The organism is Klebsiella sp. HMSC16C06 (assembly GCF_001808325.1).
GTDB classification, from domain to species: Bacteria; Pseudomonadota; Gammaproteobacteria; order Enterobacterales; family Enterobacteriaceae; genus Klebsiella; species Klebsiella variicola.
This window is the reverse complement of sequence record NZ_KV792984.1, coordinates 1-22,487: the sequence shown is the minus strand read 5'-3', so window position 1 is coordinate 22,487 and position 22,487 is coordinate 1. Positions and strand designations below refer to the sequence as shown.

23 protein-coding genes are annotated in these 22,487 nt (G+C 58.3%); 15 read left to right on the top strand and 8 right to left on the bottom strand.

The genetic code is table 11. The features are described from left to right. Positions 1–175 precede the first annotated feature (175 nt). A complete protein-coding gene (locus tag HMPREF3142_RS02450; protein ID WP_012541544.1) occupies positions 176–1,264 on the top strand; it encodes an NAD(P)-dependent alcohol dehydrogenase in 1,089 nt (362 codons plus the stop codon). 54 nt (positions 1,265–1,318) lie between these two features. Here HMPREF3142_RS02450 and HMPREF3142_RS02445 read toward each other — a convergent pair whose 3' ends face one another. Next, positions 1,319–2,824: a carboxylesterase/lipase family protein gene (locus tag HMPREF3142_RS02445; protein ID WP_032730519.1), complete on the bottom strand. Its 1,506-nt coding sequence runs from the start codon at positions 2,822–2,824 to the stop codon at positions 1,319–1,321. A 41-nt stretch (positions 2,825–2,865) separates the two neighbouring features. Next, on the bottom strand, positions 2,866–4,209 hold the full coding sequence (locus tag HMPREF3142_RS02440) for a 2-oxoadipate dioxygenase/decarboxylase HglS (protein WP_008804661.1): 1,344 nt from the start codon (positions 4,207–4,209) through the stop codon (positions 2,866–2,868). A gap of 239 nt (positions 4,210–4,448) precedes the next feature. On the opposite strand from HMPREF3142_RS02440, the gene pcaH reads away from it, so the two are divergent. The 4 genes from pcaH (at position 4,449) to HMPREF3142_RS02420 (ending at position 9,574) form a co-directional block, all read left to right on the top strand. Next, positions 4,449–5,189, top strand: coding sequence for a protocatechuate 3,4-dioxygenase subunit beta (gene pcaH / locus HMPREF3142_RS02435; RefSeq protein ID WP_070611502.1), 741 nt, complete (start codon positions 4,449–4,451; stop codon positions 5,187–5,189). Further along, on the top strand, positions 5,186–5,806 hold the full coding sequence (gene pcaG, locus HMPREF3142_RS02430; RefSeq protein ID WP_008804659.1) for a protocatechuate 3,4-dioxygenase subunit alpha: 621 nt from the start codon (positions 5,186–5,188) through the stop codon (positions 5,804–5,806). Before pcaH ends, pcaG begins: the two co-directional genes overlap by 4 nt. A 175-nt stretch (positions 5,807–5,981) precedes the next feature. Beyond that, positions 5,982–6,905 (top strand): LysR substrate-binding domain-containing protein, encoded by a 924-nt coding sequence (locus HMPREF3142_RS02425; RefSeq protein ID WP_012541541.1) that lies wholly within the window; start codon positions 5,982–5,984, stop codon positions 6,903–6,905. Between the two features lie 296 nt (positions 6,906–7,201). After that, a complete protein-coding gene (locus HMPREF3142_RS02420; protein WP_049009706.1) occupies positions 7,202–9,574 on the top strand; it encodes a glucose/quinate/shikimate family membrane-bound PQQ-dependent dehydrogenase in 2,373 nt (790 codons plus the stop codon). Positions 9,575–9,643: 69 nt separating this feature from the next. Here the strand turns inward: HMPREF3142_RS02420 and HMPREF3142_RS02415 are convergent, their stop codons facing one another. The 3 genes from HMPREF3142_RS02415 to cybB form a co-directional block, all read right to left on the bottom strand. After that, complete coding sequence (locus HMPREF3142_RS02415) at positions 9,644–10,762, bottom strand: S-(hydroxymethyl)glutathione dehydrogenase/class III alcohol dehydrogenase (RefSeq protein ID WP_012968056.1); 1,119 nt, start codon at positions 10,760–10,762, stop codon at positions 9,644–9,646. 24 nt (positions 10,763–10,786) lie between these two features. Further along, on the bottom strand, positions 10,787–11,062 hold the full coding sequence (locus HMPREF3142_RS02410) for a metal/formaldehyde-sensitive transcriptional repressor (protein ID WP_004101746.1): 276 nt from the start codon (positions 11,060–11,062) through the stop codon (positions 10,787–10,789). Between the two features lie 106 nt (positions 11,063–11,168). Continuing rightward, positions 11,169–11,696: a cytochrome b561 gene (gene cybB, locus HMPREF3142_RS02405; RefSeq protein WP_008804655.1), complete on the bottom strand. Its 528-nt coding sequence runs from the start codon at positions 11,694–11,696 to the stop codon at positions 11,169–11,171. Between the two features lie 262 nt (positions 11,697–11,958). On the opposite strand from cybB, the gene HMPREF3142_RS02400 reads away from it, so the two are divergent. Continuing rightward, positions 11,959–12,327: a hypothetical protein gene (locus HMPREF3142_RS02400; RefSeq protein ID WP_012968055.1), complete on the top strand. Its 369-nt coding sequence runs from the start codon at positions 11,959–11,961 to the stop codon at positions 12,325–12,327. A gap of 9 nt (positions 12,328–12,336) precedes the next feature. Here the strand turns inward: HMPREF3142_RS02400 and HMPREF3142_RS02395 are convergent, their stop codons facing one another. Further along, on the bottom strand, positions 12,337–12,522 hold the full coding sequence (locus HMPREF3142_RS02395) for a hypothetical protein (RefSeq protein WP_008804653.1): 186 nt from the start codon (positions 12,520–12,522) through the stop codon (positions 12,337–12,339). Between the two features lie 241 nt (positions 12,523–12,763). After that, positions 12,764–13,228 (bottom strand): winged helix-turn-helix transcriptional regulator, encoded by a 465-nt coding sequence (locus HMPREF3142_RS02390; protein WP_008804652.1) that lies wholly within the window; start codon positions 13,226–13,228, stop codon positions 12,764–12,766. A 194-nt stretch (positions 13,229–13,422) separates the two neighbouring features. On the opposite strand from HMPREF3142_RS02390, the gene HMPREF3142_RS02385 reads away from it, so the two are divergent. Further along, the gene (locus HMPREF3142_RS02385; RefSeq protein WP_032730522.1) at positions 13,423–14,571 is read left to right on the top strand and encodes an MFS transporter; all 1,149 of its coding nucleotides are present in this window, start codon (positions 13,423–13,425) and stop codon (positions 14,569–14,571) included. Between the two features lie 157 nt (positions 14,572–14,728). Then, entirely contained in the window at positions 14,729–15,730 is a 1,002-nt protein-coding gene (add, locus tag HMPREF3142_RS02380; protein WP_012541536.1) for an adenosine deaminase, read from the top strand. Positions 15,731–15,765: 35 nt separating this feature from the next. Here the strand turns inward: add and HMPREF3142_RS02375 are convergent, their stop codons facing one another. After that, a complete protein-coding gene (locus HMPREF3142_RS02375; protein ID WP_008804649.1) occupies positions 15,766–16,806 on the bottom strand; it encodes an oxidoreductase in 1,041 nt (346 codons plus the stop codon). Positions 16,807–16,996: 190 nt separating this feature from the next. Between HMPREF3142_RS02375 and blr the strand changes: the two genes are divergently transcribed. From blr to rsxC, 7 genes are all read left to right on the top strand, one after another. Further along, on the top strand, positions 16,997–17,134 hold the full coding sequence (gene blr, locus HMPREF3142_RS02370) for a division septum protein Blr (RefSeq protein WP_070611500.1): 138 nt from the start codon (positions 16,997–16,999) through the stop codon (positions 17,132–17,134). Positions 17,135–17,249: 115 nt separating this feature from the next. Continuing rightward, positions 17,250–18,620 carry a GH1 family beta-glucosidase gene (locus HMPREF3142_RS02365; RefSeq protein ID WP_012541533.1) on the top strand — a complete coding sequence of 457 codons (1,371 nt, stop codon included), beginning with the start codon at positions 17,250–17,252 and terminating at the stop codon, positions 18,618–18,620. A gap of 218 nt (positions 18,621–18,838) precedes the next feature. Further along, on the top strand, positions 18,839–19,054 hold the full coding sequence (gene ydgT / locus HMPREF3142_RS02360; protein ID WP_004202843.1) for a transcription modulator YdgT: 216 nt from the start codon (positions 18,839–18,841) through the stop codon (positions 19,052–19,054). A 75-nt stretch (positions 19,055–19,129) separates the two neighbouring features. Continuing rightward, positions 19,130–19,570 (top strand): DUF2569 domain-containing protein, encoded by a 441-nt coding sequence (locus tag HMPREF3142_RS02355; RefSeq protein ID WP_008804647.1) that lies wholly within the window; start codon positions 19,130–19,132, stop codon positions 19,568–19,570. Positions 19,571–19,648: 78 nt separating this feature from the next. After that, positions 19,649–20,230 carry an electron transport complex subunit RsxA gene (gene rsxA, locus HMPREF3142_RS02350; protein ID WP_002907658.1) on the top strand — a complete coding sequence of 194 codons (582 nt, stop codon included), beginning with the start codon at positions 19,649–19,651 and terminating at the stop codon, positions 20,228–20,230. Further along, positions 20,230–20,808 carry an electron transport complex subunit RsxB gene (rsxB, locus tag HMPREF3142_RS02345; RefSeq protein ID WP_008804646.1) on the top strand — a complete coding sequence of 193 codons (579 nt, stop codon included), beginning with the start codon at positions 20,230–20,232 and terminating at the stop codon, positions 20,806–20,808. Before rsxA ends, rsxB begins: the two co-directional genes overlap by 1 nt. Next, the coding region (gene rsxC / locus HMPREF3142_RS02340; protein WP_070611498.1) for an electron transport complex subunit RsxC at positions 20,801–22,487 on the top strand (1,687 nt) is incomplete at its 3' end. The genes rsxB and rsxC, both read left to right, overlap by 8 nt.

Below are 22,487 nucleotides of genomic sequence, written 5' to 3'. Positions count from 1 at the left end.
CCTATGCCCCGCCGCCCTGCGTTTTTTTTAGGCACGATTGGCGCAAATTTCCGCCACATCCGGTGCTAACTTTTCACCGGTAACCGCTATATTTCTTCATGTTAGCGGCCAACACGGGAGAGCCGTTCGGGCTGTCCCTCCACGCTCTCCAGGGAATTCATTCAGGAGTCATGCCATGCAAGTGAAAGCAGCCGTCACGCTGGGCTACCAGCAACCTTTCGTCATCAAGGATGTCGACGTCTCCCCTCCGGGGAAGGATGAGATATTAGTGAAAATTGTCGCCACCGGGGTCTGTCATACCGACGCGGTGATGCGCGATAACCCGGGAGTGGTGCCTATGCCTGCCATCCTCGGCCATGAAGGCGCCGGGATCGTCGCCAGCGTCGGGGAGGCGGTCAGCGGTATCAGAGTCGGAGACCACGTGGTGCTCAGCTATGCCGCCTGCCACCATTGCGAAAATTGTTTAAGCAACCACCCTTCAGCTTGCGAAGATTTTAATACGCTTAATTTTGGCGGCCGACGCGAGGATGGCACCACCCCCTATCGGCTGGGCGATCAGGATCTGTCCCTGTTCTTTGGCCAGTCGTCCTTCAGCCAGTATGTGGTCACCCGCGCCAGCAACGCCGTGGTGGTCGACCCGGAGGTCGATCTCACCCTGCTCGGCCCGCTGGGCTGCGGCATCCAGACCGGCAGCGGGACGGTGCTCAACCGCCTGAAACCGGTGATTGGGGAATCGATTGTGGTGTTTGGCTGCGGCGCCGTGGGGCTCAGCGCCATCATGGCGGCGAAATTAACCGGCTGCTCTCAGATCATCGCTGTCGATATTCATGCCAGTCGCCTCGCCCTGGCGGGCGAACTGGGCGCCACCCATCAGATCAATGGCAAGGAACAGGATGCCGTGGCCCTGATCAAACAGATCACCGGCAAAGGCGCTCACTACGCGGTGGAAACCACCGGCGTATCGGCCATCGTGCTGCAGGCCGTACACGCGGTGAAACCATTAGGTACGGTGGCCATCGTCGGCTTTACCGGGGATATCACCTTTAACGTGCAGAACGATCTGATGGCGGAGGGCAAGTCGCTGGTCGGGGTGATTGAAGGCGATGCCGTCCCGGCGCTGTTTATTCCGCTGCTGGTGCAGCAGTACAAGCAGGGAAAATTCCCCATCGATAAGCTTATCGTTCGCTATCCGCTGGCCGATATTAATCAGGCTTTCGCCGATTCGGCGTCTGGCAAGGTGATAAAGCCCGTGGTCGTCATGTGAGTGAACGCCGCCACCAACCGGTGGCGGCAGTTGCTCAGCCGCACCTCAGCGCATTTACTCCAGCGTCACGTGATGCTTCATCACCCGGCGAAACAGCGCCAGCCGGGCGCGCATAAAGCGATTTTCCACTTTAAAGCCGGCACGCTTATGCAGGCCAATGCGCAACAGACGATCCCGTCCGCGCAGGCACGCTGGCCAGCGCACCGCGCCGGCAAGCGCCTGGTCGCCGCTGGCGACGCGGGCAAACTGGGCCCAATAGTCAGCCACCTGAGCGGCGAAGGCCAGATCCGCTTCGCTGGCATACTGACACACCGGGTCGGTCAACCGCAGGTTATCAAACACGTAGGGCACCTCGTTGCCATGCCAGGCGCCGTGCGGATAGGTGTCATGCTCCGCCTCCGCAACATAATCAAACCAGTAGCGCCAGCACGGCTGCCCCACGCGCTGCTGCGCCTGCATCACCACATAGCCGAGGGTGGTGAAGGCCATGTCGCGGCACACTTCCCGCCCCAGCGCCTCATCGCCCTTCACGCCGGGATAAAGGAGTTTGATCAGCCCCAGTCCCAGGCGGCGCTCACGGCGCAGCTTCTGGATCTGCCCGGCGATATCGACGCCAAACACGGCCATCACGCTGGCTTCATCGCTGTTGGAGCCGATCATCACCGGCATTGGATGCTGGCGCCCGGCAAAAAAGGTCTCCAGCATCGGCTGCGGCAGCACCGCGTCGCCGACGATGGGGGCCGGCCCTGTGTTCAGCGGCGCGGTGAGCGACCAGAAGGCCTCCGCCGGGATCGCCCGCAATTCCTCAGCGCTGGCTTGCGGTAAGGCAAAGTGTTCCGCCAGCAGGCGGCCTTTCTCCAGCGCCTTCTCTCGCGGCAGGTCAGGTAACGTATACCCGCTCTGAATAATCGCTTTATGGAACAACCCTTTCGCTTTCGGCGAGGCCATCAGCGACAGCACGCTGCGCGCCCCGGCGGATTCGCCAAACAGCGTGACGTTGGCGGCATCCCCGCCGAAGGCGTGGATATTCTCCTGAACCCACTGCAGGGCGGCAATCTGATCGAGCAGCGCGAAATTATAGAGACGTTCGCCCGCCTCTTCTTCCAGCGCCGGATGGGCGAAAAAGCCGAGATGGCCCAGCCGGTAGTTGACCGTCACCACCACCACATCGCGGCTGGCTAACGCTTTTCCATCGTAAGGCGGCAGGCTGCCGGCGCCGATGGTAAACCCGCCGCCGTGCAGCCAGACCATCACCGGCAGCGGCTGCGCCGCAGCAGCAGGTGCCCAGATATTGAGATATAAGCAGTCTTCGCTGAAAGCGCCGGGATCGCCGCCGCCGAGCTCACGGCAGTAGTCAATGTCCTGCCAGCTGGCGGCGGAAAAGGCGTCGGCCTGGCGGACGCCCTGCCAGCGGGCAGGAGGCTGCGGCGCGCGCCAGCGCAGCGGGCCCACAGGCGGCGCGGCATACGGAATGCCGCGCCAGATATGGATCCCCTGCTCTGCGCTCCCGGATACGGTTCCCTGGCGGGTTTTCGCCAACGGTTTCGACGGATGTTGCATAACCTGCTCCCTGTAAGGCTGATGCCAGCAGGGTACTGATTTTACAGCAGACCGCAACGTCGTTTGCTGCGCTCCTCCGCCTGTCGGTACAGGGCAAACTCATCCTCCACCGGGCAGCCCAGCGCCGTCTCAAAGGCTTCGCGGCTGGCATTCCCGTGGCTGCGCGCCTGCGTTTCGTTGCCCAGATTAGACTGAAAAATGCCCGCCGCGCTGACCGGTAAAAAATCTTCATAAATAATCGGCTGGGCGACCACCCACCCGCGCTCAATCAGCGGCTGCGGATCGTCCCCCGGGCGAAACGCCTGGCGATGCGCCTCGCCGGCGGGCGTCAGGCGGTAGCGAAACCAGGCCAACCCCTGCTGACGGAGCAGAAATTCGCTGTCGGGGAATTCGCGGAATACCTCCTGCAGATGCAGCTGATGGCTGAGATTGTCCTTTCCTGTCCCTGCCGCCTGCAGCAGTCGGTCGTACAGTGCGCGTCCTTTTGGCGTTAGCGCAATGCCGCGTTGCTCAATTTCGCCAAAGCGGGCGCTGTGGGTGCCTTTATGCTCACCGGCGAACATCACCGGCTCCTCAAGCGCCTTAAAGCTGGTCTGCCGCAGGAGGATCGGGACCTCCCGGCGCGGTGGCCCTTCAATCAGCGCTTTGGGTTCAATACCACACTCGGGCATCAGGGCCTGGGCGCGGTCAATATCCAGCGTCCGCGGCGTGAGGTGATTGATATGGCATCCCGGAAAGCAGACCACATCGGCAATCAGGCGGTGCTCGCGATGCAGAGCATGGTAGGTCTCCTCATCGACGGTGGCATGCCGGTGCCAGCGGAAGGTCTCCAGCGCCTCCTGCACAAACTCGCGCGCGTCTGCAGAGGTGAATTCGCCCTCAGCTTCATACTGCGCAATCAGCGCCAGACAGCGGGGGGTAAAGATTTTGCGCCGGGCAAGGATGGCCTCGGCCCGCTCGCGCAGGGCGCGATTTTCAATCAGCTCCAGGCGCAGCAGCGAGGTGAAAACCCGAAACGGATTGCGCGCCAGCGCGGCATCGTCGATGGGACGAAAGGCCGTGGAATGGACCGGCACGCCGGCCTGTGAGAGATCGTAATAGCTGACGGGATACATCCCCATGATGGCAAACATGCGACGCAGCGTCGCCAGTTCCTCCGCTGTGCCCACGCGGATTGCGCCGTGGCGCTCCACGTTTAAGCGCGCCAGCTCGTCGGCATTGGCCAGTTGTTCATGCAGCTGCGGATTATTTTCCAGTACCGCGAGATTGACGTCAGCCACCAGCTCCAGCAGCGTCCCGTATTGCGGAACTTCCTGCTGGTACATAGCCGACATGGCCTGCGAAAACTGCTCCCGAATCTCATCAGCCGTGATGGTGTTCGCCATGATGTGTTACCTCCAGTGAATACTTCCTGGAGTGTAGGAAAGCTGCCTCCTGGCGGGGGGAAGAATTTACAAACTGTGATGGCGATAACCTGCTTCCGCTAGCAGTCATTGCACAAAACATAACCCACGGTTATGAAAAACACCCGGTAATTTCACTTTAAATTAACAATACATTTACACAGACTGTTTCTGGCGACATTACAACAACATGCCCCTCTACCGTCTACACGGAGTACCCGATGAACGACAAATGGTCCCCGCGCGAGGTTATCCATCGCGATTACAGTAGCCACCCGCCCGCTTACGCGCCGGGCTATAAAACCAGCGTCCTGCGCTCACCGAAGAATGCCCTGATCTCCGTGCAGAACTCATTGTCAGAGATCACCGGGCCGGTCTTTAGCCGTGACGATCTGGGCCCTCTGGATAACGATCTTATCCTTAATTACGCCAAAGAAGGCCTGCCGATTGGCGAGCGGATCATTGTCCACGGTTACGTGCGCGATGGTTTTGGCCGACCGATGAAAAACACCCTGGTGGAAGTCTGGCAGGCCAATGCCGGCGGCCGCTACCGACATAAAAAAGATCAGTATCTGGCCCCGATTGACCCGAACTTCGGCGGCTGCGGCCGGGTGCTGACCGATGAAAACGGCTATTACTGTTTTCGCACTATCAAGCCCGGCCCCTACCCGTGGCGTAACCAGGCCAGCGACTGGCGTCCGGCGCATATTCATTTCTCGCTCTCGGGTGAAGCCTGGGCGCAGCGCCTGATCACTCAGATGTATTTCGAAGGCGATCCGCTGATCAAACAGTGTCCGATCGTCCGAACCATTAATAATGACGACGCCGTGCGCACGCTGATCGCCGAGCTGGACATGCACGCCGCCGTACCGCTGGATTGTCTGGCCTACCGCTTTGACCTTGTTCTGCGCGGCCATCGCGCCACGCTGTTTGAAAATCGCACTCAGGGGGCCGCCCGATGAAAGAGTATCTGCCTGAAACCGCCTCGCAGACGGCGGGACCCTATGTTCATATCGGTCTGGCGCCTGACGCCGCGGGCTTTCATATTTTTGAGAAAAACTTTGGCCCGGTCCTCACCACCGCGGATACCACCGGGGAGCGGATCACCATTGAAGGCCGGGTTATCGACGGCTCCGGAACACCGGTCCGTGATGTGCTGCTGGAGATCTGGCAGGCCAACGCCGCAGGACGCTATAACCATCCTGACGACCGTCAGCAGCAGAAAGCTGTCGACCCGGGCTTCCGCGGCTGGGGGCGTACCTGCTCTGATTTCACCTCCGGCGTCTGGCGCTTTGACACCATTAAGCCGGGCCCGGTTGTCGGCCGCGATGGCCGCCTGATGGCGCCGCACGTCAACCTGTGGGTGGTCGCCCGGGGGATCAACATCGGCCTGAACACACGGATGTATTTCGCCGATGAACATGAGGCCAACGCCAGCGACCCGGTGCTGAATCTGATCGAGTGGGAAGTGAGACGCAAAACCTTAATCGCCGAACGCGAGGTTCGTGGTTCGGAAGTGGTCTATCGCTTCGATATTTATCTGCAGGGCGAAAACGAAACCGTCTTTTTCGATATCTAGCGGCCACGCCGATAAACGCCTTCCCCTCGTCCTGCGGGGGGAAGGCGTTTTAAACCGTGGGGAAAGATCTTGTAATGTAATCAGGTCAAATGTTAATAATATTTTGCTATCTGGTTATCAAATTTAAACAAGGCCGCTTGTCTCTTTCACCGCTGTGTTTTTAACATCATCTACTATGGAAAAAAATGGTCTCTTCAGTCAGCGCATTCGCTTGCGCCATCTACACACCTTCGTGGCCGTCGCTCAACAGGGAACGCTGGGGCGCGCGGCTGAAACTTTAAATCTGAGCCAGCCTGCACTCTCGAAAACGCTTAACGAGCTTGAACAGCTAACCGGTACCCGGCTGTTCGAGCGGGGCCGCCTGGGGGCGCAACTCACCCTGGTCGGCGAACAGTTTCTGACTCATGCCGTTAAGGTCCTTGATGCCCTTAACTCAGCGGGTCAGGCGCTGAACCGTAAAGAGGGGCTGAATAACGACATTGTGCGTATCGGCGCGCTGCCTACCGCCGCGCTGGGGATCCTGCCAACGGTGATCGGCCAGTTCCATAAGCAGCAAAAAGACATCACGCTGCAGGTCGCCACCATGAACAACACCATGCTGCTGGCAGGGTTAAAATCCGGGGAGATCGATATCGGTATCGGACGCATGTCCGACCCGGATCTGATGAGTGGACTCAACTATGAACTGCTGTTCCTCGAATCCCTGAAACTGGTGGTTCGCCCGGGACACCCCCTGCTTCAGGAGACCGTGACCCTGAGCCGGGTAATGGAGTGGCCCGTCGTCGTTTCGCCGAAGGGCACCGTACCGCGGCAAAACGCCGAAACGTTGCTCCAGAGCCAGGGCTGTAAAATGCCCGCCGGCTGTATCGAGACCCTCTCGGCTTCGCTGTCACGCCAGCTGACGGTCGATTTTGACTATGTGTGGTTCGTACCTTCCGGAGCGGTGAAAGACGATCTTCGCCGGGGTGTGCTGAGCGCCCTGCCGATTGCCACCCAGGGCGCCGGAGAGCCCATCGGCATTCTAACCCGCGTCGATGCGACGCTCACGCCAGGTACGCAAACCTTGCTCAGCGCCATCCGCAAGTCAATGCCTGCCTGACCCCGCTTTCTCCCCGGTAGCCCTGCCGGGGAGCCTACGTACGTCGATGTGGTGCGACGGACGGCGCAACACATTTAGCAAAATAATCATTTAGTGCGAAATCATTCATTAACAATTGCGTAAATTTCTTTAACAGATCTATCATATCGCGATTTCACCAAATGGTTCATTTGAAATCACATCAAGCAATAAACCTGCGTTTATGAAGGTGCAAACCTCTTCATTCAAAAATAAAACAGAAAACACCTGTTTCATTTGGTTCATGATGAAGTGGCGGGAGTGGTTAAGGAGATTACATGGCAACTGGCAACGCGCCGCGCGGATTCCCCCGGATCCTGCAGTGGCTTCTCGCCGGACTGATGCTCATCATCGGTCTGGCTATGGGTATTCTTGGGGCAAAACTGGCCCTCGTCGGCGGTACACTGTACTTCGCGCTGATGGGCGTGGTCATGGTCATCGCGGCGGTGTTGATTTTCCGCAACCGCCGCGGCGGTATTCTGTTATACGCCGTGGCGTTTATCGCCTCGGTGATCTGGGCGATTAGTGACGCTGGCTGGAGCTACTGGCCGCTCTTCTCGCGCCTGTTTGCGCTCGGCGTCCTGGCCTTCCTGGCCGCCCTGGTCTGGCCTTTCCTCGCCAGCCCACCGGCAAAAAAAGGCCCGGCATATGGCGTCGCCGCCGTTCTCGCCGTGGCGCTGGCGGTGAGCTTTGGCTGGATGTTCAAATCCGAACCACTGGTTAGCGCCACTGAAGCGGTGCCAGTGAAGCCCGTCGCGCCGGGCGAACAGCAGAAAAACTGGGCGCACTGGGGTAACACCACCCACGGCGACCGTTTCGCCGCGCTGGACCAAATCAACAAACAGAACGTCAACCAGTTGCAGGTGGCCTGGGTGGCGCATACTGGCGATATCCCGCAGAGCAATGGCTCCGGGGCGGAAGATCAAAACACCCCGCTGCAGATTGGCGATACTCTGTACGTCTGCACCCCTTACAGCAAAGTGCTGGCGCTGGATGTGGACAGCGGAAAAGAGAAATGGCGCTATGACTCCAAATCCTCTTCGCCCAACTGGCAGCGCTGCCGCGGCTTAGGCTATTACGAAGAGAGCCAGGCGCAAACCGCGCCAGCGTCAGGCACACAGCCTGCTGCCTGTTCCCGTCGTCTGTTCCTGCCGACGATCGACGCCCGCCTGATCGCCATTGATGCCGATACCGGCAAACTGTGCGAAAGCTTCGGCGATGGCGGTATTGTCGACCTCAGCGTCGGCATGGGTGAAGTGAAAGCGGGCTACTATCAGCAGACCTCCACCCCGCTGGTAGCGGGCAATGTGGTAGTGGTGGGCGGCCGCGTCGCGGATAACTACTCCACCGGCGAACCGCCGGGCGTGGTCCGCGCGTTTGACGTCCACACCGGCAAACTGGCGTGGGCGTGGGATCCCGGCAATCCAGCGCTGACCGGTGTTCCGCCGGAAGGCCAGACCTATACGCGCGGTACGCCAAACGTCTGGTCGGCGATGTCCTACGACGCGAAGCTGAATCTGATCTATCTGCCAACCGGCAACGCCACGCCAGATTTCTTTGGCGGCGAACGTACCGCGCTGGACGATAAATACAGCTCCTCTATCGTGGCTGTGGATGCCACCACCGGCCAGGTGCGCTGGCACTTCCAGACCACGCACCACGATCTGTGGGACTTTGACCTGCCGTCTCAGCCGCTGCTGTACGATCTGCCTGACGGCAAGGGTGGTACCACTCCGGTGCTGGTGCAAACCAGCAAGCAGGGCATGATCTTTATGCTCAACCGCGAGACCGGCGAGCCGGTGGCCAAAGTGGAAGAGCGTCCGGTACCGGCGGGCAACGTCAAAGGTGAACGCTACTCTCCGACGCAACCTTACTCGGTAGGGATGCCGATGATCGGCAACCAGACGTTGACCGAATCCGATATGTGGGGGGCGACACCGATCGACCTGCTGCTGTGCCGTATTCAGTTCAAAGAGATGCGCCATCAGGGCGTCTTTACCCCGCCAGGTGAAGACCGTTCCCTGCAGTTCCCGGGCTCGCTCGGCGGCATGAACTGGGGCAGCGTTTCGGTGGATCCGAACAACAGCCTGATGTTCGTCAACGATATGCGTCTGGGTCTCGCCAACTATATGGTGCCGCGCGCGAAGGTGGCGAAAGACGCCAGCGGGATCGAGATGGGCATCGTGCCGATGGAAGGTACGCCGTTTGGCGCCATGCGCGAACGTTTCCTGTCGCCGCTGGGCATTCCGTGCCAGAAACCGCCGTTCGGCACCATGTCCGCGGTGGATCTGAAAACCGGGAAACTGGTGTGGCAGGTACCGGTTGGCACCGTAGAAGATACCGGGCCGCTGGGGATCCGGATGCACATGCCCATTCCGATCGGCATGCCGACCCTTGGCGCGTCGCTGTCGACGCAGTCCGGACTGCTGTTCTTCGCCGGTACCCAGGATTTCTACCTGCGCGCCTTTGATACCGCGAACGGGAAAGAGATCTGGAAATCGCGTCTGCCGGTCGGTAGCCAGTCCGGCCCGATGACCTACGTCTCACCGAAAACCGGTAAGCAGTACATTATTATCAATGCTGGCGGCGCCCGTCAGTCACCGGATCGCGGCGATTACATTATCGCCTACGCGCTCCCGGATCATCACTGATCGACCTAAGCAAAAGGGCCCATCCGGGCCCTTTTTTTATGGGTGACGATACGCCATCAGCGTTAGCGATTACTGGTCGCCAAAGTGGATCACGGTGCGAATCGATTTGCCTTCATGCATCAGATCAAAGGCCTCGTTAATCTGCTCCAGCGGCAGGCGATGGGTAATAAACGGGTCGAGGCGAATTTTACCGGCCATGGCGTCCTCCACCATTCCCGGCAGCTGACTGCGCCCTTTCACGCCGCCGAAGGCGGAACCGCGCCACACGCGGCCGGTCACCAGCTGGAACGGACGGGTCTTGATCTCCTGGCCCGCACCGGCTACGCCGATGATCACGCTCTCACCCCAGCCTTTATGGCAGCACTCCAGCGCCGCGCGCATCACGTTGACATTGCCGATGCACTCGAAGCTGAAATCCACCCCGCCGTCGGTCAGTTCGACAATCACATCCTGAATCGGCTTATCGTAGTCGTTCGGGTTGATAAAGTCGGTTGCGCCCATCTCTTTGGCGAGGGTGAACTTATCCGGGTTGGTATCGACCGCCAGAATGCGTCCGGCCTGCGCCTGCACCGCGCCCTGGATCACCGCGAGACCAATGCCGCCTAAACCAAAGACCGCGACGCTATCCCCGGGCTTGACCTTCGCCGTGTTGTGCACCGCGCCGATACCGGTGGTGACACCGCAGCCCAGCAGGCACACTTTATCCAGCGGCGCCTGCGGATTGACTTTCGCCAGCGAGATCTCGGCGCAAACCGTATATTCGCTGAAGGTGCTGGTGCCCATATAGTGATAAATCGGTTCGCCGTTATAGGAGAAACGGGTGGTGCCGTCCGGCATCAACCCTTTGCCCTGGGTGGCGCGCACCGCCTGACAGAGATTGGTTTTACCCGACTTACAGAACTTGCACTCGCCGCATTCGGCGGTATACAGCGGGATCACGTGGTCGCCCGGCTTAAGGCTGGTAACGCCCTCGCCCACTTCCACGACAACCCCGCCGCCTTCATGGCCCAGTACCGCCGGGAAAACACCCTCTGGATCGTCGCCGGAGAGGGTAAAGGCATCGGTGTGACACACGCCGGTGTGGGTGATTTTCACCAGAACTTCGCCTTTCTTCGGCGGCGCGACGTCAATCTCAACGATTTTTAACGGCTGGCCAGGACCAAAGGCAACTGCTGCGCGTGATTTCATAACTGTCTCTTCCTCGTCGTGATGTTATTTTAAATAGGATCGTAGCAGATGACCGACCTCTGCCATTCTCGCGGCCCGCTGGTCCGGGGTGGTCTCGCCGCTAACCAGCTCGTCCTGCAGGTGGATCTCCACCATTTCGCCCATCAGGCCATTTGCCGCACCGCGAATCGAGGCAATCTGCTGCAGGATTGTCATGCAGGGTTCGCCGGACTCCAGCGCGCGCTCGAGGGCCTCGACCTGGCCGCGGATGCGGCGTACGCGACTGAGCGCCCGTTTTTTATCTTCAGGTGAATGTGGCACGATTACGCCTCCGTATCATATAGGGGGGTATACTATATTTTATTACCCATAAAGGCAAAAAAAACCCCGTCGCGGGACGGGGTCAGGCAAAAAGGGTAACGATCATTTAGCGCTTACGAGGCATCATCCGCAGCAGGGTATTATCTTTCCACCAGTAATGATGGACCAGCGCGGCAAGGGCATGCAGGCCAATGACGAAGTACCCGGCGTTGGCTAACCATTCATGGATCGCCTTCAGGGTATCCACCCGCTCAAAATCGCTCTGTGGGGCATACGGCATGGTCAGGCCAAAGGCGTACCAGGGATTTCCGCGCCAGTACATCATCACCATCCCGATCAGCGGCAAGGCAATAAATAGCAGATAGATAACCAGATGGCCGAGATGAGCAAAACCGGTCATCATCGGCGACGGTTTCGGCACGATCGGCGGCGCTGGCGACTTCAGCCGCACCAGCAAACGCGCCACCATCAGCGCGCAGATGGTGATCCCGCAGGAGACATGAATCATATTAATCAGCGGCCGGTCACTACGGGGAAAAAATCCACGTAGCTCCATTGCCGCATAAGCCACCACCACCAGCAAAAAGACCAACCAGTGAATACCGATCTGCAGGCCCGAATATTTATCGCGCATGGAATTTCCTTAATGGAAAGAATGATATCGCCAACATAGCGGCCTTCTCTTAAATTTTCATTAACCTTTACGTTGAATTAACAATTGATTACCGCACTGCGCCGACCCGGGAAGGCGCAGCATGCCCCGACGTGCTGAAGCGAACAGGCAACCGGCAGTCGGTACGCTATTACAAAATTAAACAGTTTTGTCACCTTCCACCGCCCTGTCCTTCTCTATAGTAGAGAGCATCTGTCGAGCCACGTTGCGCATGGAGATGAGAATGAAGAAAATCGGCTTACCGCTATTGTTGCTGGCGTCGCTGGCTGTCCCGGCTTTCGCTGCGGACTGCCAGCCTAACGGCATTGGCGGATCATTTTGCATAAACGATGATGGCACCACCACCGACACGGTACCGAATGAAGTGAATGGTATGGATACTTACTCAAACAATGGCGGGTATACCAGCTCCCTGCCCGATCAGTCGGGGGCCGATGAAGCGCTGGAAGGCTCGACGATGTCGACGCAACAGGATACGGTCGCCAGCAGCGGCCAGGGCGATAGCGCGCTGGCTGGCCGCGACTGGCATGCACCGTCCAATCTCAATGATGGCGCCGCCACCTCCAGCATGAGTCTGCTGGATAAACCCTGAGATCGGATGCTAAGCGAGACTCCAGCCTGCGGCGCCGATAGCGACGGCGAACAGCAGGCAGGCCAGCGCCGTTTTTCGTAACAGCATGGTATAGAATGAAATCGCAACGCCAATAAAGACCACAATCAGAATCGGCCACATGCTTAATAGCAGCAGCAGAAAACCCTCAATATTATTATGGATTACGCTCTCCACATCCGCATCCTTGCCTCATCGTCGATAAAGTAAGCAGAATTTAATATGTAACATGAATACATTCAAATAAAATATAAATGCAAATGATTATGCACAGCATTCTGCGGCGGACGGTGGCTCGCCTGTCGCGGCGTCCTGGGGTGCCATCAGGAGCCGCCACGAAAAGAGACGTCAGGATGGTTCCAGGACCACTTAGTGGTACGCTCGTACTCTTGCTGGGATCGCGCTCCCCTTCAGACCTTCATTCGCCGCTGATATCCGACACTACGCGCCGGCGATGGCAGTCGCCTGGTTGCAGTTTATCCCCCTGAGCGGAACGCACATCCAGATACTGAAGCGGCTGACCGTGTTCGTTATCCAGCAGGACAGAATAGGTTTCCCCTTTATCAAACATATAACGCTCTCCCCATTGCCGCATCGCCACAACAATGGGAAACACAGATCTCCCCTTTTCAGTCAGGACGTATTCCTTGTAGGCGCTGCCATCCGATGCCGGTAAAATCGCGAAAATACCGATATCGACCAGGTGCTTCAGCCGCGAGGCAAGGATATTTTTGGCCAGCCCTAGATTCTTTTGAAACTCGCTGAATCGCCGCACATCGTCAAATGCCTCGCGAATAATCATCAGGCACCAGCGTTCTCCAATTGATTCAAGCGTTCTTGCCACCGGACATTCACTGGTTCTGAGTGATTCCTGTTTCGCCATCTGCGTGCTCTCCGTCTATCAGTCTGCTGTTGCCAGCTTAATCTCCCCTCGTAGCAGTTGCAAAAGAAAACCATTATGGCTAATTTTATAGGCATACTAGTTTTAAAAAGCAACCAGATCGCAGGCCTCTTATGAAATGCAAGGCAAGTTTGTGTACCGAGCACGAGATCCCGACAGCCTCCGCCCCTGTCACGATGCTGACCGCGGGGATAACGACGCTGTTTTCATTGACCTGCGCGCTGGCGGTAGCCAACGTTTATTCAGCTCAGCCTTTACTCGACTCGATGGCGGTCAGCCTGAAAGTGTCGCCCGGTATGATTGGCAGCGTCGTCACGGCAACGCAGGCGGGCTATGCCATTGGTTTGCTGTTCCTGGTTCCGCTCGGGGACGGGTTGAACCGTAAATACGTGGTGTTGACTCAGCTGTTGCTGTCAGTGGCGGCGTTAGTCGTGGCAGGGTTATCCCCTAATATCGCGATCCTGCTGGGGGCCATGCTGATCGTCGGGCTGATGGCCGTGGTGGTGCAGTTGATGGTGGCGTGGGTGGCGATACTGGCGACGCCGCAGAAACGAGGCCAGGCGGTAGGTACCCTGACCAGCGGCATTGTTTCAGGCATTCTTTTATCTCGTTTTATATCAGGGGCGATCGCTGATATCGCCGGCTGGCGAGCCGTTTATCTCACGGCTGCCTGTCTGATGTTGTTGATTGCCGGCGTCGTCTGGAAAGTCATGCCTTCGCCCCCGCCGCAGCCGCAAAAGCCCACTTATCTATCCTTACTGAAGTCAGTTTTTCAGCTGTACCTCACTGAACCGCAACTGAGAAAGCGCGGGATCCTGGCGCTACTGATCTTCGCCGCTTTCAGCATGCTGTGGACGACCATGGTCATGCCGCTCACCGCTCTTTCCCTGTCGCACACCCAGACAGGGATGTTTGGCTTAGCCGGCATCGCTGGCGTGCTGGCCGCCTCAAGGGCGGGCAGATGGGCTGACCAGGGATGGGCGCAGCGCACGACCGGCCTGGCGCTGGCGCTGCTGGCGCTCTCCTGGCTACCTATCGCCTTTGCCGAAACTTCTCTGCTCTGGCTGATAGCGGGCGTTATCGCACTGGACTTTGCGGTGCAGGCCGTTCATGTCACCAACCAGAGTCTGATTATTGCCGCCAGGCCTGCAGCGGCAAGCCGCCTGGTTGGGGCTTACATGTGTTTTTATTCGCTGGGCAGCGCGGCAGGTGCTATCGTCGCCACCCAGCTCTATTCTCACTGGGGATGGCAGGCGGTTTGCCTTGCCGGCGCCGCGGTCAGCGCCTGTGCTTTTCTGGTCTGGTCAGGATCGCGTCAATCATGAACGTCGTGCTCGCTGTAAAATGGCGCAGCGAAAAAGAGCGGAAAAGTGACCAGAGAAGCCCCAGCTGTTTGTATCGAATGGATTTTTTCAATGCTTTTAAACAGTTATGTACATGTTGTATAATGACGTGCACTTTAACTAAAAAAAGAGTGCGACCATGATTGATTCTTCATTGCCATTAACCGACATTCACCGCCACCTTGACGGTAACATCCGGGCCCAAACCATCCTCGATCTTGGCCGCGAGTTTAATATTGCCCTTCCCGCTTCCACCCTCGACACGCTGCGTCCCCACGTCCAGGTCACCAGCCTTGAGCCCGATCTGGTCAGTTTTCTTGCCAAGCTCGACTGGGGGGTAAAAGTCCTTGCCTCACTGGAAGCCTGCCGTCGCGTGGCATACGAGAACGTCGAAGACGCCGCGCGCAATGGCCTGCACTACGTTGAGCTGCGCTTCTCTCCCCGCTATATGGCGATGACCCACCAGCTTCCTGTCGACGGCGTAGTAGAGGCGGTGATCGCGGGCGTACGTGAAGGCAGCCGCGATTTTCAGGTCGACGCCCGCCTGATCGGCATTCTGAGCCGCACCTTCGGTGAAGCGGCCTGTCAGGAAGAGCTGGCGGCGCTGCTCGCCCACCGCGAGGGCATCACCGCGCTGGATCTGGCCGGTGATGAGCTGGGCTTCCCGGGCGCGCTGTTCCTCAACCATTTTAATCAGGCCCGCGACGCTGGCTGGCATATTACCGTCCACGCTGGCGAAGCGGCCGGACCGGAAAGTATCTGGCAGGCCATCCGCGAGCTGGGCGCGGAGCGCATCGGTCATGGGGTCAAAGCGGTAGAGGATCCGGCCCTGATGGACTACCTGGCCGAACATCAGATCGGCATTGAATCGTGCCTGACCTCGAATGTGCAAACCAGCACCGTGGCTTCGCTGGCCCAGCATCCGCTGAAGCAGTTCCTTGAGCACGGCGTGCTGGCGAGCCTCAACACTGACGATCCGGCGGTGCAGGGCGTCGATATCATTCACGAGTACACCGTGGCGGCGCCGGCGGCGGGCCTGAGCCGGGAGCAGATCCGTCAGGCACAGATCAACGGTCTGACCCAGGCGTTTCTGAGCGAACAGGAAAAAGCCGCTCTCATTCAGCGGGTGGCGAAAGGTTGATCACCGGCCCGGCGGCAGCGCTGCCGGGCTCCCCCTCACACCAGGCTGAGCGTGGCGCGATGTCTGGCCGACTCGATACCCAGCTCAATCAACGTCATGATCTGAATCGCCTCGCTGGCCGGGACCGGGTTTTCTCCCTCCCCGTTAAGCGCATCGCGAATGGCGGCATAGTAGGCGGGATAGTTGCCCGGCAGCGTCAGCCATGTCTCCTCGCTTCGTTCGTCGCCTTCGGCGCGGGTCAGAGTACCGTCGCGCATATCATACCCCCAGTCCTCCTGCGGCAGTCGTTCACCGTTTTTTAGCCGTTCCTCCTGAGGATCAAGGCCGAACTTAATATAGCTGGCCCGCGAGCCGTGGACGATAAAGCGCGCGCTCTCCGCCGCAGCGAGCAATGTGCCATGCAGCACCACCCGCCGCTGGGGATAGGCCAGCACGGCATGAAAATAGTCGGTGGATTGCGCGCCGGGGCGAAGTTGAGCGAGATCGACTGTGATACTCACCGGCAGGCCAAAGAGCACCACCGCTTGATCGAGCAGATGTGGCCCCAGATCGTACCAAATGCCACTTCCGGGACCACCCTGCTCACGCCAGCGCTGACGCACCTGGGGGCGGAAGCGATCGAAATGCGACTCAAAGTAACACACTTCCCCCAGCTGACCTTCGTTAATTAACGCCCTGACGGTTAAGAAGTCACTGTCCCAGCGGCGGTTATGAAACACCGACAGCACCCGGCCGCAATGCTTCGCCAGACTCTCCAGCTCGCGTGCTTGTGACAGTGTCACGGTAAAGGGTTTATCCACCACCACATGTTTGCCCGCTTCCAGCGCCGCTTTCGCCAGCGGAAAGTGGGTATCGTTCGGGGTGGCGATGACCACCAGATCAATATCAGGATCGTTGAGCAAGTCCTTTGCCGCACTCACCACCCTGACCCCCGGCCAGTCGGCATGGACTTTGCCGGCCTCGCTGCTGGAGACCCTCGTCAGCGCCATGCCCGGCGTGCCGCCGATCAGCGGCGCGTGAAACGTTTTGCTGGCGTAACCGTAGCCTATCAGCCCTACCCGGATCGCGTCACTCATGTTACCGCCTCACTTATTCAGCTAATGTCAATATCGCGTAGATGAGAATAATCTTACAAACAATGAGCAAAATTTATCATTTGATTCACAGCTGTTTTCCCGCATGCGTGCAAAATCAGACAGATACCCCTTGTGATCTGCTGACCTTGGAGTAACATTTCCCACTGTGTTCAAAGGATACTGAAGTGTTATGACGACTGTTTTTACCCGTATTGTAGAACTTATTGGCTGGATTGTTTTTGGGATTTGCGCACTGCTTTTGGTTATCGCCCACCATATTGATAACTACCAGTCGCCACCGCCAGCGGATGTGGTGCAGACAAAGTAGCGCCGCCGTGAAACAGTGACCCGCCTCGCAACTGTGCAACCGGTTACAGAAACCGGTTGCACAGCTATCCTTGCTTTGATTACACTCCCTCTATCATCAGACTGGGAGCTTTTTCATGGCCGCTTTTCCGCACAATTTTTTATGGGGTGCCGCTACCGCAGCGTATCAGGTTGAAGGTGGGCACGACGCAGACGGTAAAGGACCGTCAATCTGGGACATCTACTCTCACCTGCCAGGTACCACCTTTGAAGGCACCACCGGCGATGTCGCGGTCGACCACTATCACCGTTTTCGCGAAGACGTTGCGTTAATGGCCGAAATGGGCCTGCAAAGTTATCGATTCTCCATCTCCTGGCCCCGGCTGCTGCCCGCCGGGCGCGGCGAAGTGAATGAAGCCGGCGTACAGTTTTACAGCGATCTGATCGACGAACTGCTGGCGCACAATATTGAGCCGATGATCACCCTCTATCACTGGGACCTGCCGCAGGCCCTGCAGGATGAGGGTGGCTGGGAAGCACGCAGTACCGCCGAGGCCTTCGCCGAGTACGCCCGCCTGTGCTATGCGCGCTTTGGTTCACGGGTGAAGCTGTGGGCGACCTTTAACGAAACCATCGTGTTCATTGGCCACGGCTACATTAATGGTCTGCATCCCCCGGCGGTGCGCGATCCGGCGCGTGCCATTCAGGCGTGTCATCACGTGTTTATCGCCCATGCGCTGGCGGTCAAGGCATTCCGCGAGATGAACGTGGCGGGCGAGATTGGCTTCGTCAATGTGCTACAGCCGCATACTCCGCTCACCGACAGTGAGGCGGACAAAAAAGCCACCGAACTGGCTGACGCCATCCACACCCACTGGCTTTACGACCCGGTACTGAAAGGCACCTATCCTGCCGCCCTGCTGGCGCAGACCCAGGCGCTGTGGGGGGTACCGCGCTTTGCCCCGGACGATGACACACTACTGCGCGAGAATCGCTGTGACTTTATCGGGCTGAATTACTATCGCCGGGAAACGGTGTCCGCCCAGCCGCCCAACATCCCCACCGGTGGCGAACCTGGCGTGGAGGGGTTGTTCTATTTCGTGCGTAATCCGCAGAGCACCTATACCGAATGGGGATGGGAAATCTGGCCGCAGGGGCTGACGGACGGCATTATGATGATCAAGGAACGCTATGGCGATATCCCGATCTATATCACCGAAAATGGCCTGGGAGCGAAAGACCCGATAATTGCCGGAGAAGTGGTCGACGATCCGCGAATCGACTACCTGAGCAGCCATATTGGCGCCCTGGAAAAGGCGCTGGCGCTGGGGGCGGATGTGCGCGGCTATTATCCCTGGTCGTTTATCGATCTGCTGAGCTGGCTCAACGGATATCAAAAGCAGTACGGCTTTGTCTATGTCGATCACCAGCAAAATCTGGCACGCAAACGAAAGAAGAGTTTTTATTGGTACAAATCTGTTATTGCCAGTCACGGCGAACAGCGTTAATCTTCTCTTGCGGGCGCCATTCGGCGCCCGGTCTGGTTTTAGAATATTCTTAAACTTCTCCCTGCTCTTCAAGGTCGGCTCTCGCCCCTTGTCATGGGTTTATATAACCTGAATCATTCCACCCGGCCCCATTCAGAAGGCGCCGTTGGTTGAGAGTAGGTTTAGTGAATGCTGATAATATTCAACATAATTATTCCGATTATAAAATGGATACGAAAATGACCGTTCTGGACTATTTATTAAAATTCCGCAAAATCAGTTCGCTCGAAAGTCTTGAAAAACTATTTGATCACCTTAACTACTCCCTGACCGACACCGAAGAGATCGTGAATATGTATCGTGCGGCCGACCACCGCCGGGCAGAGCTGGTCTCCGGTGGTAAATTGTTCGATGTGGGCCAGGTGCCTAAATCCGTTTGGCGATTCGTGCAGTAAGGCTGTCATCCTTCACGCCAGTTGCTTATACTTCCCGGCCTGATTTTCATTACTGGCGTTGAATAGGGGAGTAACATGACGTCTCAATCTGCAGAACGCATTGGCGGATGGCTGCTGGCACCGCTGGCCTGGTTGCTGGTGGCGCTGCTGAGCGCCTCCTTATCTCTGCTGTTTTTTGCTAATGCTCTCATGTCGACGCAGACGTATGCCCTGCTCCGCGCCATGAGCACCGGACATCTGGCGCTGTGGCTCGCTTCGCTGCTGTTTGCCGTCGCCATGTGGTATTACACGCTCTGGCTGACCATCGCGTTCTTTAAGCGGCGCTCGCTGGTCCCTAAGCACTATATTATCTGGCTGCTCATCACCCTGCTGCTGGCGATAAAGGCATTTGCCTTCTCTCCCGTCTCGGATGTCCTTGCTTTGCGCCAGCTGCTGTTTCCACTCTTGGCTGCCGCGCTCCTGGCGCCCTATTTTCGCCGTTCCCAGCGGGTAAAACGGACCTTTGTTCATCCGTAATAACCCCACACTTAACCTGTTGTCGCCGGTATCGTTTTATTCGATAATAAGCGGCTTTTTTTCGTTTCAGGTCGCATGATGGCTGATTATTTACTGCTCTTTATTGGTACAGTCCTGGTCAATAACTTCGTTCTGGTGAAGTTTCTTGGTCTGTGCCCGTTTATGGGGGTTTCCAAAAAGCTGGAAACCGCAATGGGGATGGGGCTTGCCACCACCTTCGTGATGACGCTGGCCTCTATTTGCGCCTGGCTGATTGATACTTGGATCCTTATCCCCTTAAATCTGGTCTATTTACGCACGCTGGCCTTTATTCTGGTCATCGCCGTGGTGGTTCAGTTCACTGAAATGGTCGTGCGTAAAACCAGCCCGGCGCTCTATCGCCTGCTGGGTATCTTTCTGCCGCTGATCACCACCAACTGTGCCGTACTCGGGGTGGCGCTGCTGAATATTAATCTGGGGCACAATTTCCTGCAGTCCGCGCTGTACGGCTTTGCCGCCGCCGTCGGTTTCTCGCTGGTGATGGTGCTGTTCGCGGCGATCCGCGAACGCCTGGTGGTGGCCGATGTGCCCGCGCCGTTTCGCGGTAATGCCATCGCATTGATTACCGCCGGTTTAATGTCTCTGGCTTTTATGGGCTTTAGTGGTTTGGTGAAGTTGTAATGAGCGCAGTCTGGATAGCCGTGATCGCCATCAGCCTGTTAGGGCTGATTTTCGGCTTAATACTGGGGTATGCCTCCCGCCGTTTCGCGGTGCAGGACGACCCGGTGGTGGAAAAAATTGATGAACTGTTACCGCAGAGCCAGTGCGGGCAGTGCGGCTACCCCGGCTGCCGCCCCTATGCGGAAGCTGTTGGTGCCCAGGGTGAAAAAATTAACCGCTGTGCGCCGGGTGGCGAAGCCGTAATGTTAAAAATCGCCGCCTTACTGAACGTCGACCCGCAGCCGGTCGATGGCGATGAACAGGAGGCGGAGCCAGTTCGTATGCTCGCGGTAATCGACGAGCCGAACTGCATTGGCTGCACCAAATGCATCCAGGCGTGTCCGGTGGATGCGATTGTCGGGGCAACCCGCGCCATGCATACCGTGATGAACGACCTGTGCACCGGTTGTAATCTGTGCGTTGCCCCCTGCCCGACCCAGTGCATTTCGCTCGTTCCGGTGGCGACCACCCCGGAAACCTGGAAATGGGATCTCCATGCGATCCCGGTGCGCAATATTCCTGTGGAACAACATGTTTAAGTTATTTTCCGCTTTCCGAAAAGATAAAGTCTGGGATTTTAACGGCGGTATTCATCCGCCCGAAATGAAAACCCAGTCTAACGGTACCCCACTGCGCCAGGTGTCCCTGCCGCAGCGCCTTATCATTCCGCTCAAGCAGCATATTGGCGCCGAAGGCGAACTGTGCGTCAAGGTGGGCGATCGGGTGCTGCGCGGCCAGCCGTTGACCCGCGGATGGGGAAGAATGCTGCCCGTACACGCCCCGACCTCCGGTACCGTTACCGCCATCGCCCCGCACACCACCGCTCATCCTTCGGGGCTGGCGGAGATGAGCGTGATCATTGACGCCGACGGCGAAGACCGCTGGATTGAGCGCGATGGCTGGAGTGATTATCAGGTCCGCACGCGCGAAGCACTTATCGAACGCATTCATCAGTTTGGCGTCGCGGGCCTCGGCGGCGCCGGTTTCCCCACCGGCAGCAAACTGCGCGGCGGTAGCGATAAAATTAAGACGCTGATTATTAACGCCGCCGAATGCGAACCCTATATCACGGCGGACGACCGCCTGATGCAGGACTGCGCCGCGCAGATTGTCGACGGGATCCGCATCCTCGCGCATATTCTGCAGCCTGACGAAGTGCTGATCGGCATTGAAGACAATAAACCGCAGGCCATTTCGATGCTGCGGGCGGTGCTCTGCGACGCCCATGGCATCTCACTGCGCGTGATCCCCACTAAATACCCCTCCGGTGGGGCCAAGCAGCTTACCCAAATTCTCACCGGCAAGCAGGTACCGCACGGCGGTCGTTCGTCGGATATTGGCGTGCTGATGCAGAACGTGGGGACGGCCTATGCGATAAAACGCGCGGTGATTGACGGCGAGCCGTTAACGGAGCGCGTGGTCACCCTGACCGGCGAGGCGGTCTCGCGGCCGGGCAACGTCTGGGCGCGCCTTGGTACACCGGTTCGCCATCTGCTTAACGACGCCGGCTTCTGCGCCAGCGCCGAGCCAATGGTGATCATGGGCGGCCCGCTGATGGGCTTTACCCTGCCGGGGCTGGATGTCCCGGTGGTGAAGATCACCAACTGCCTGCTGGCGCCTTCCGCCAGCGAGATGGGCGAGCCGCAGGAAGAGAAAGGCTGCATTCGCTGCAGCGCCTGCGCCGACGCCTGTCCGGCCGATCTGCTGCCGCAGCAGCTGTACTGGTTCAGCAAAGGCCAGCAGCACGATAAAGCCACCGCGCACAATCTGGCGGACTGCATAGAATGCGGCGCCTGCGCGTGGGTTTGCCCAAGCAATATTCCGCTGGTGCAGTACTTCCGTCAGGAGAAAGCGGAGATCAGCGCGATTCGCCAGGAAGAGCAGCGCGCCGCAGAAGCTAAAGCGCGATTCGAAGCCCGACAGGCGCGCCTGGAGCGTGAAAAAGCCGCCCGCGCCGAACGGCATAAAAAAGCTGCCGTTCAGCCTGCCGCCAAAGATCAGGATGCGATTAACGCCGCCCTCGCCCGGGTACGCGACAAACAGCGTGATGCCGCGCAACCGATCGTGATTCAGTCTGGCGCCAAACCGGATAACAGCGAGGCGATCGCTGCACGCGAAGCGCGGAAGGCCGAAGCCCGGGCACGCAAGGCACAGCAGCAGGCCGCGTCGGTGGAAGCCCCGGTCGCCGAGCCGGTCGACCCGCGTAAAGCCGCGGTGG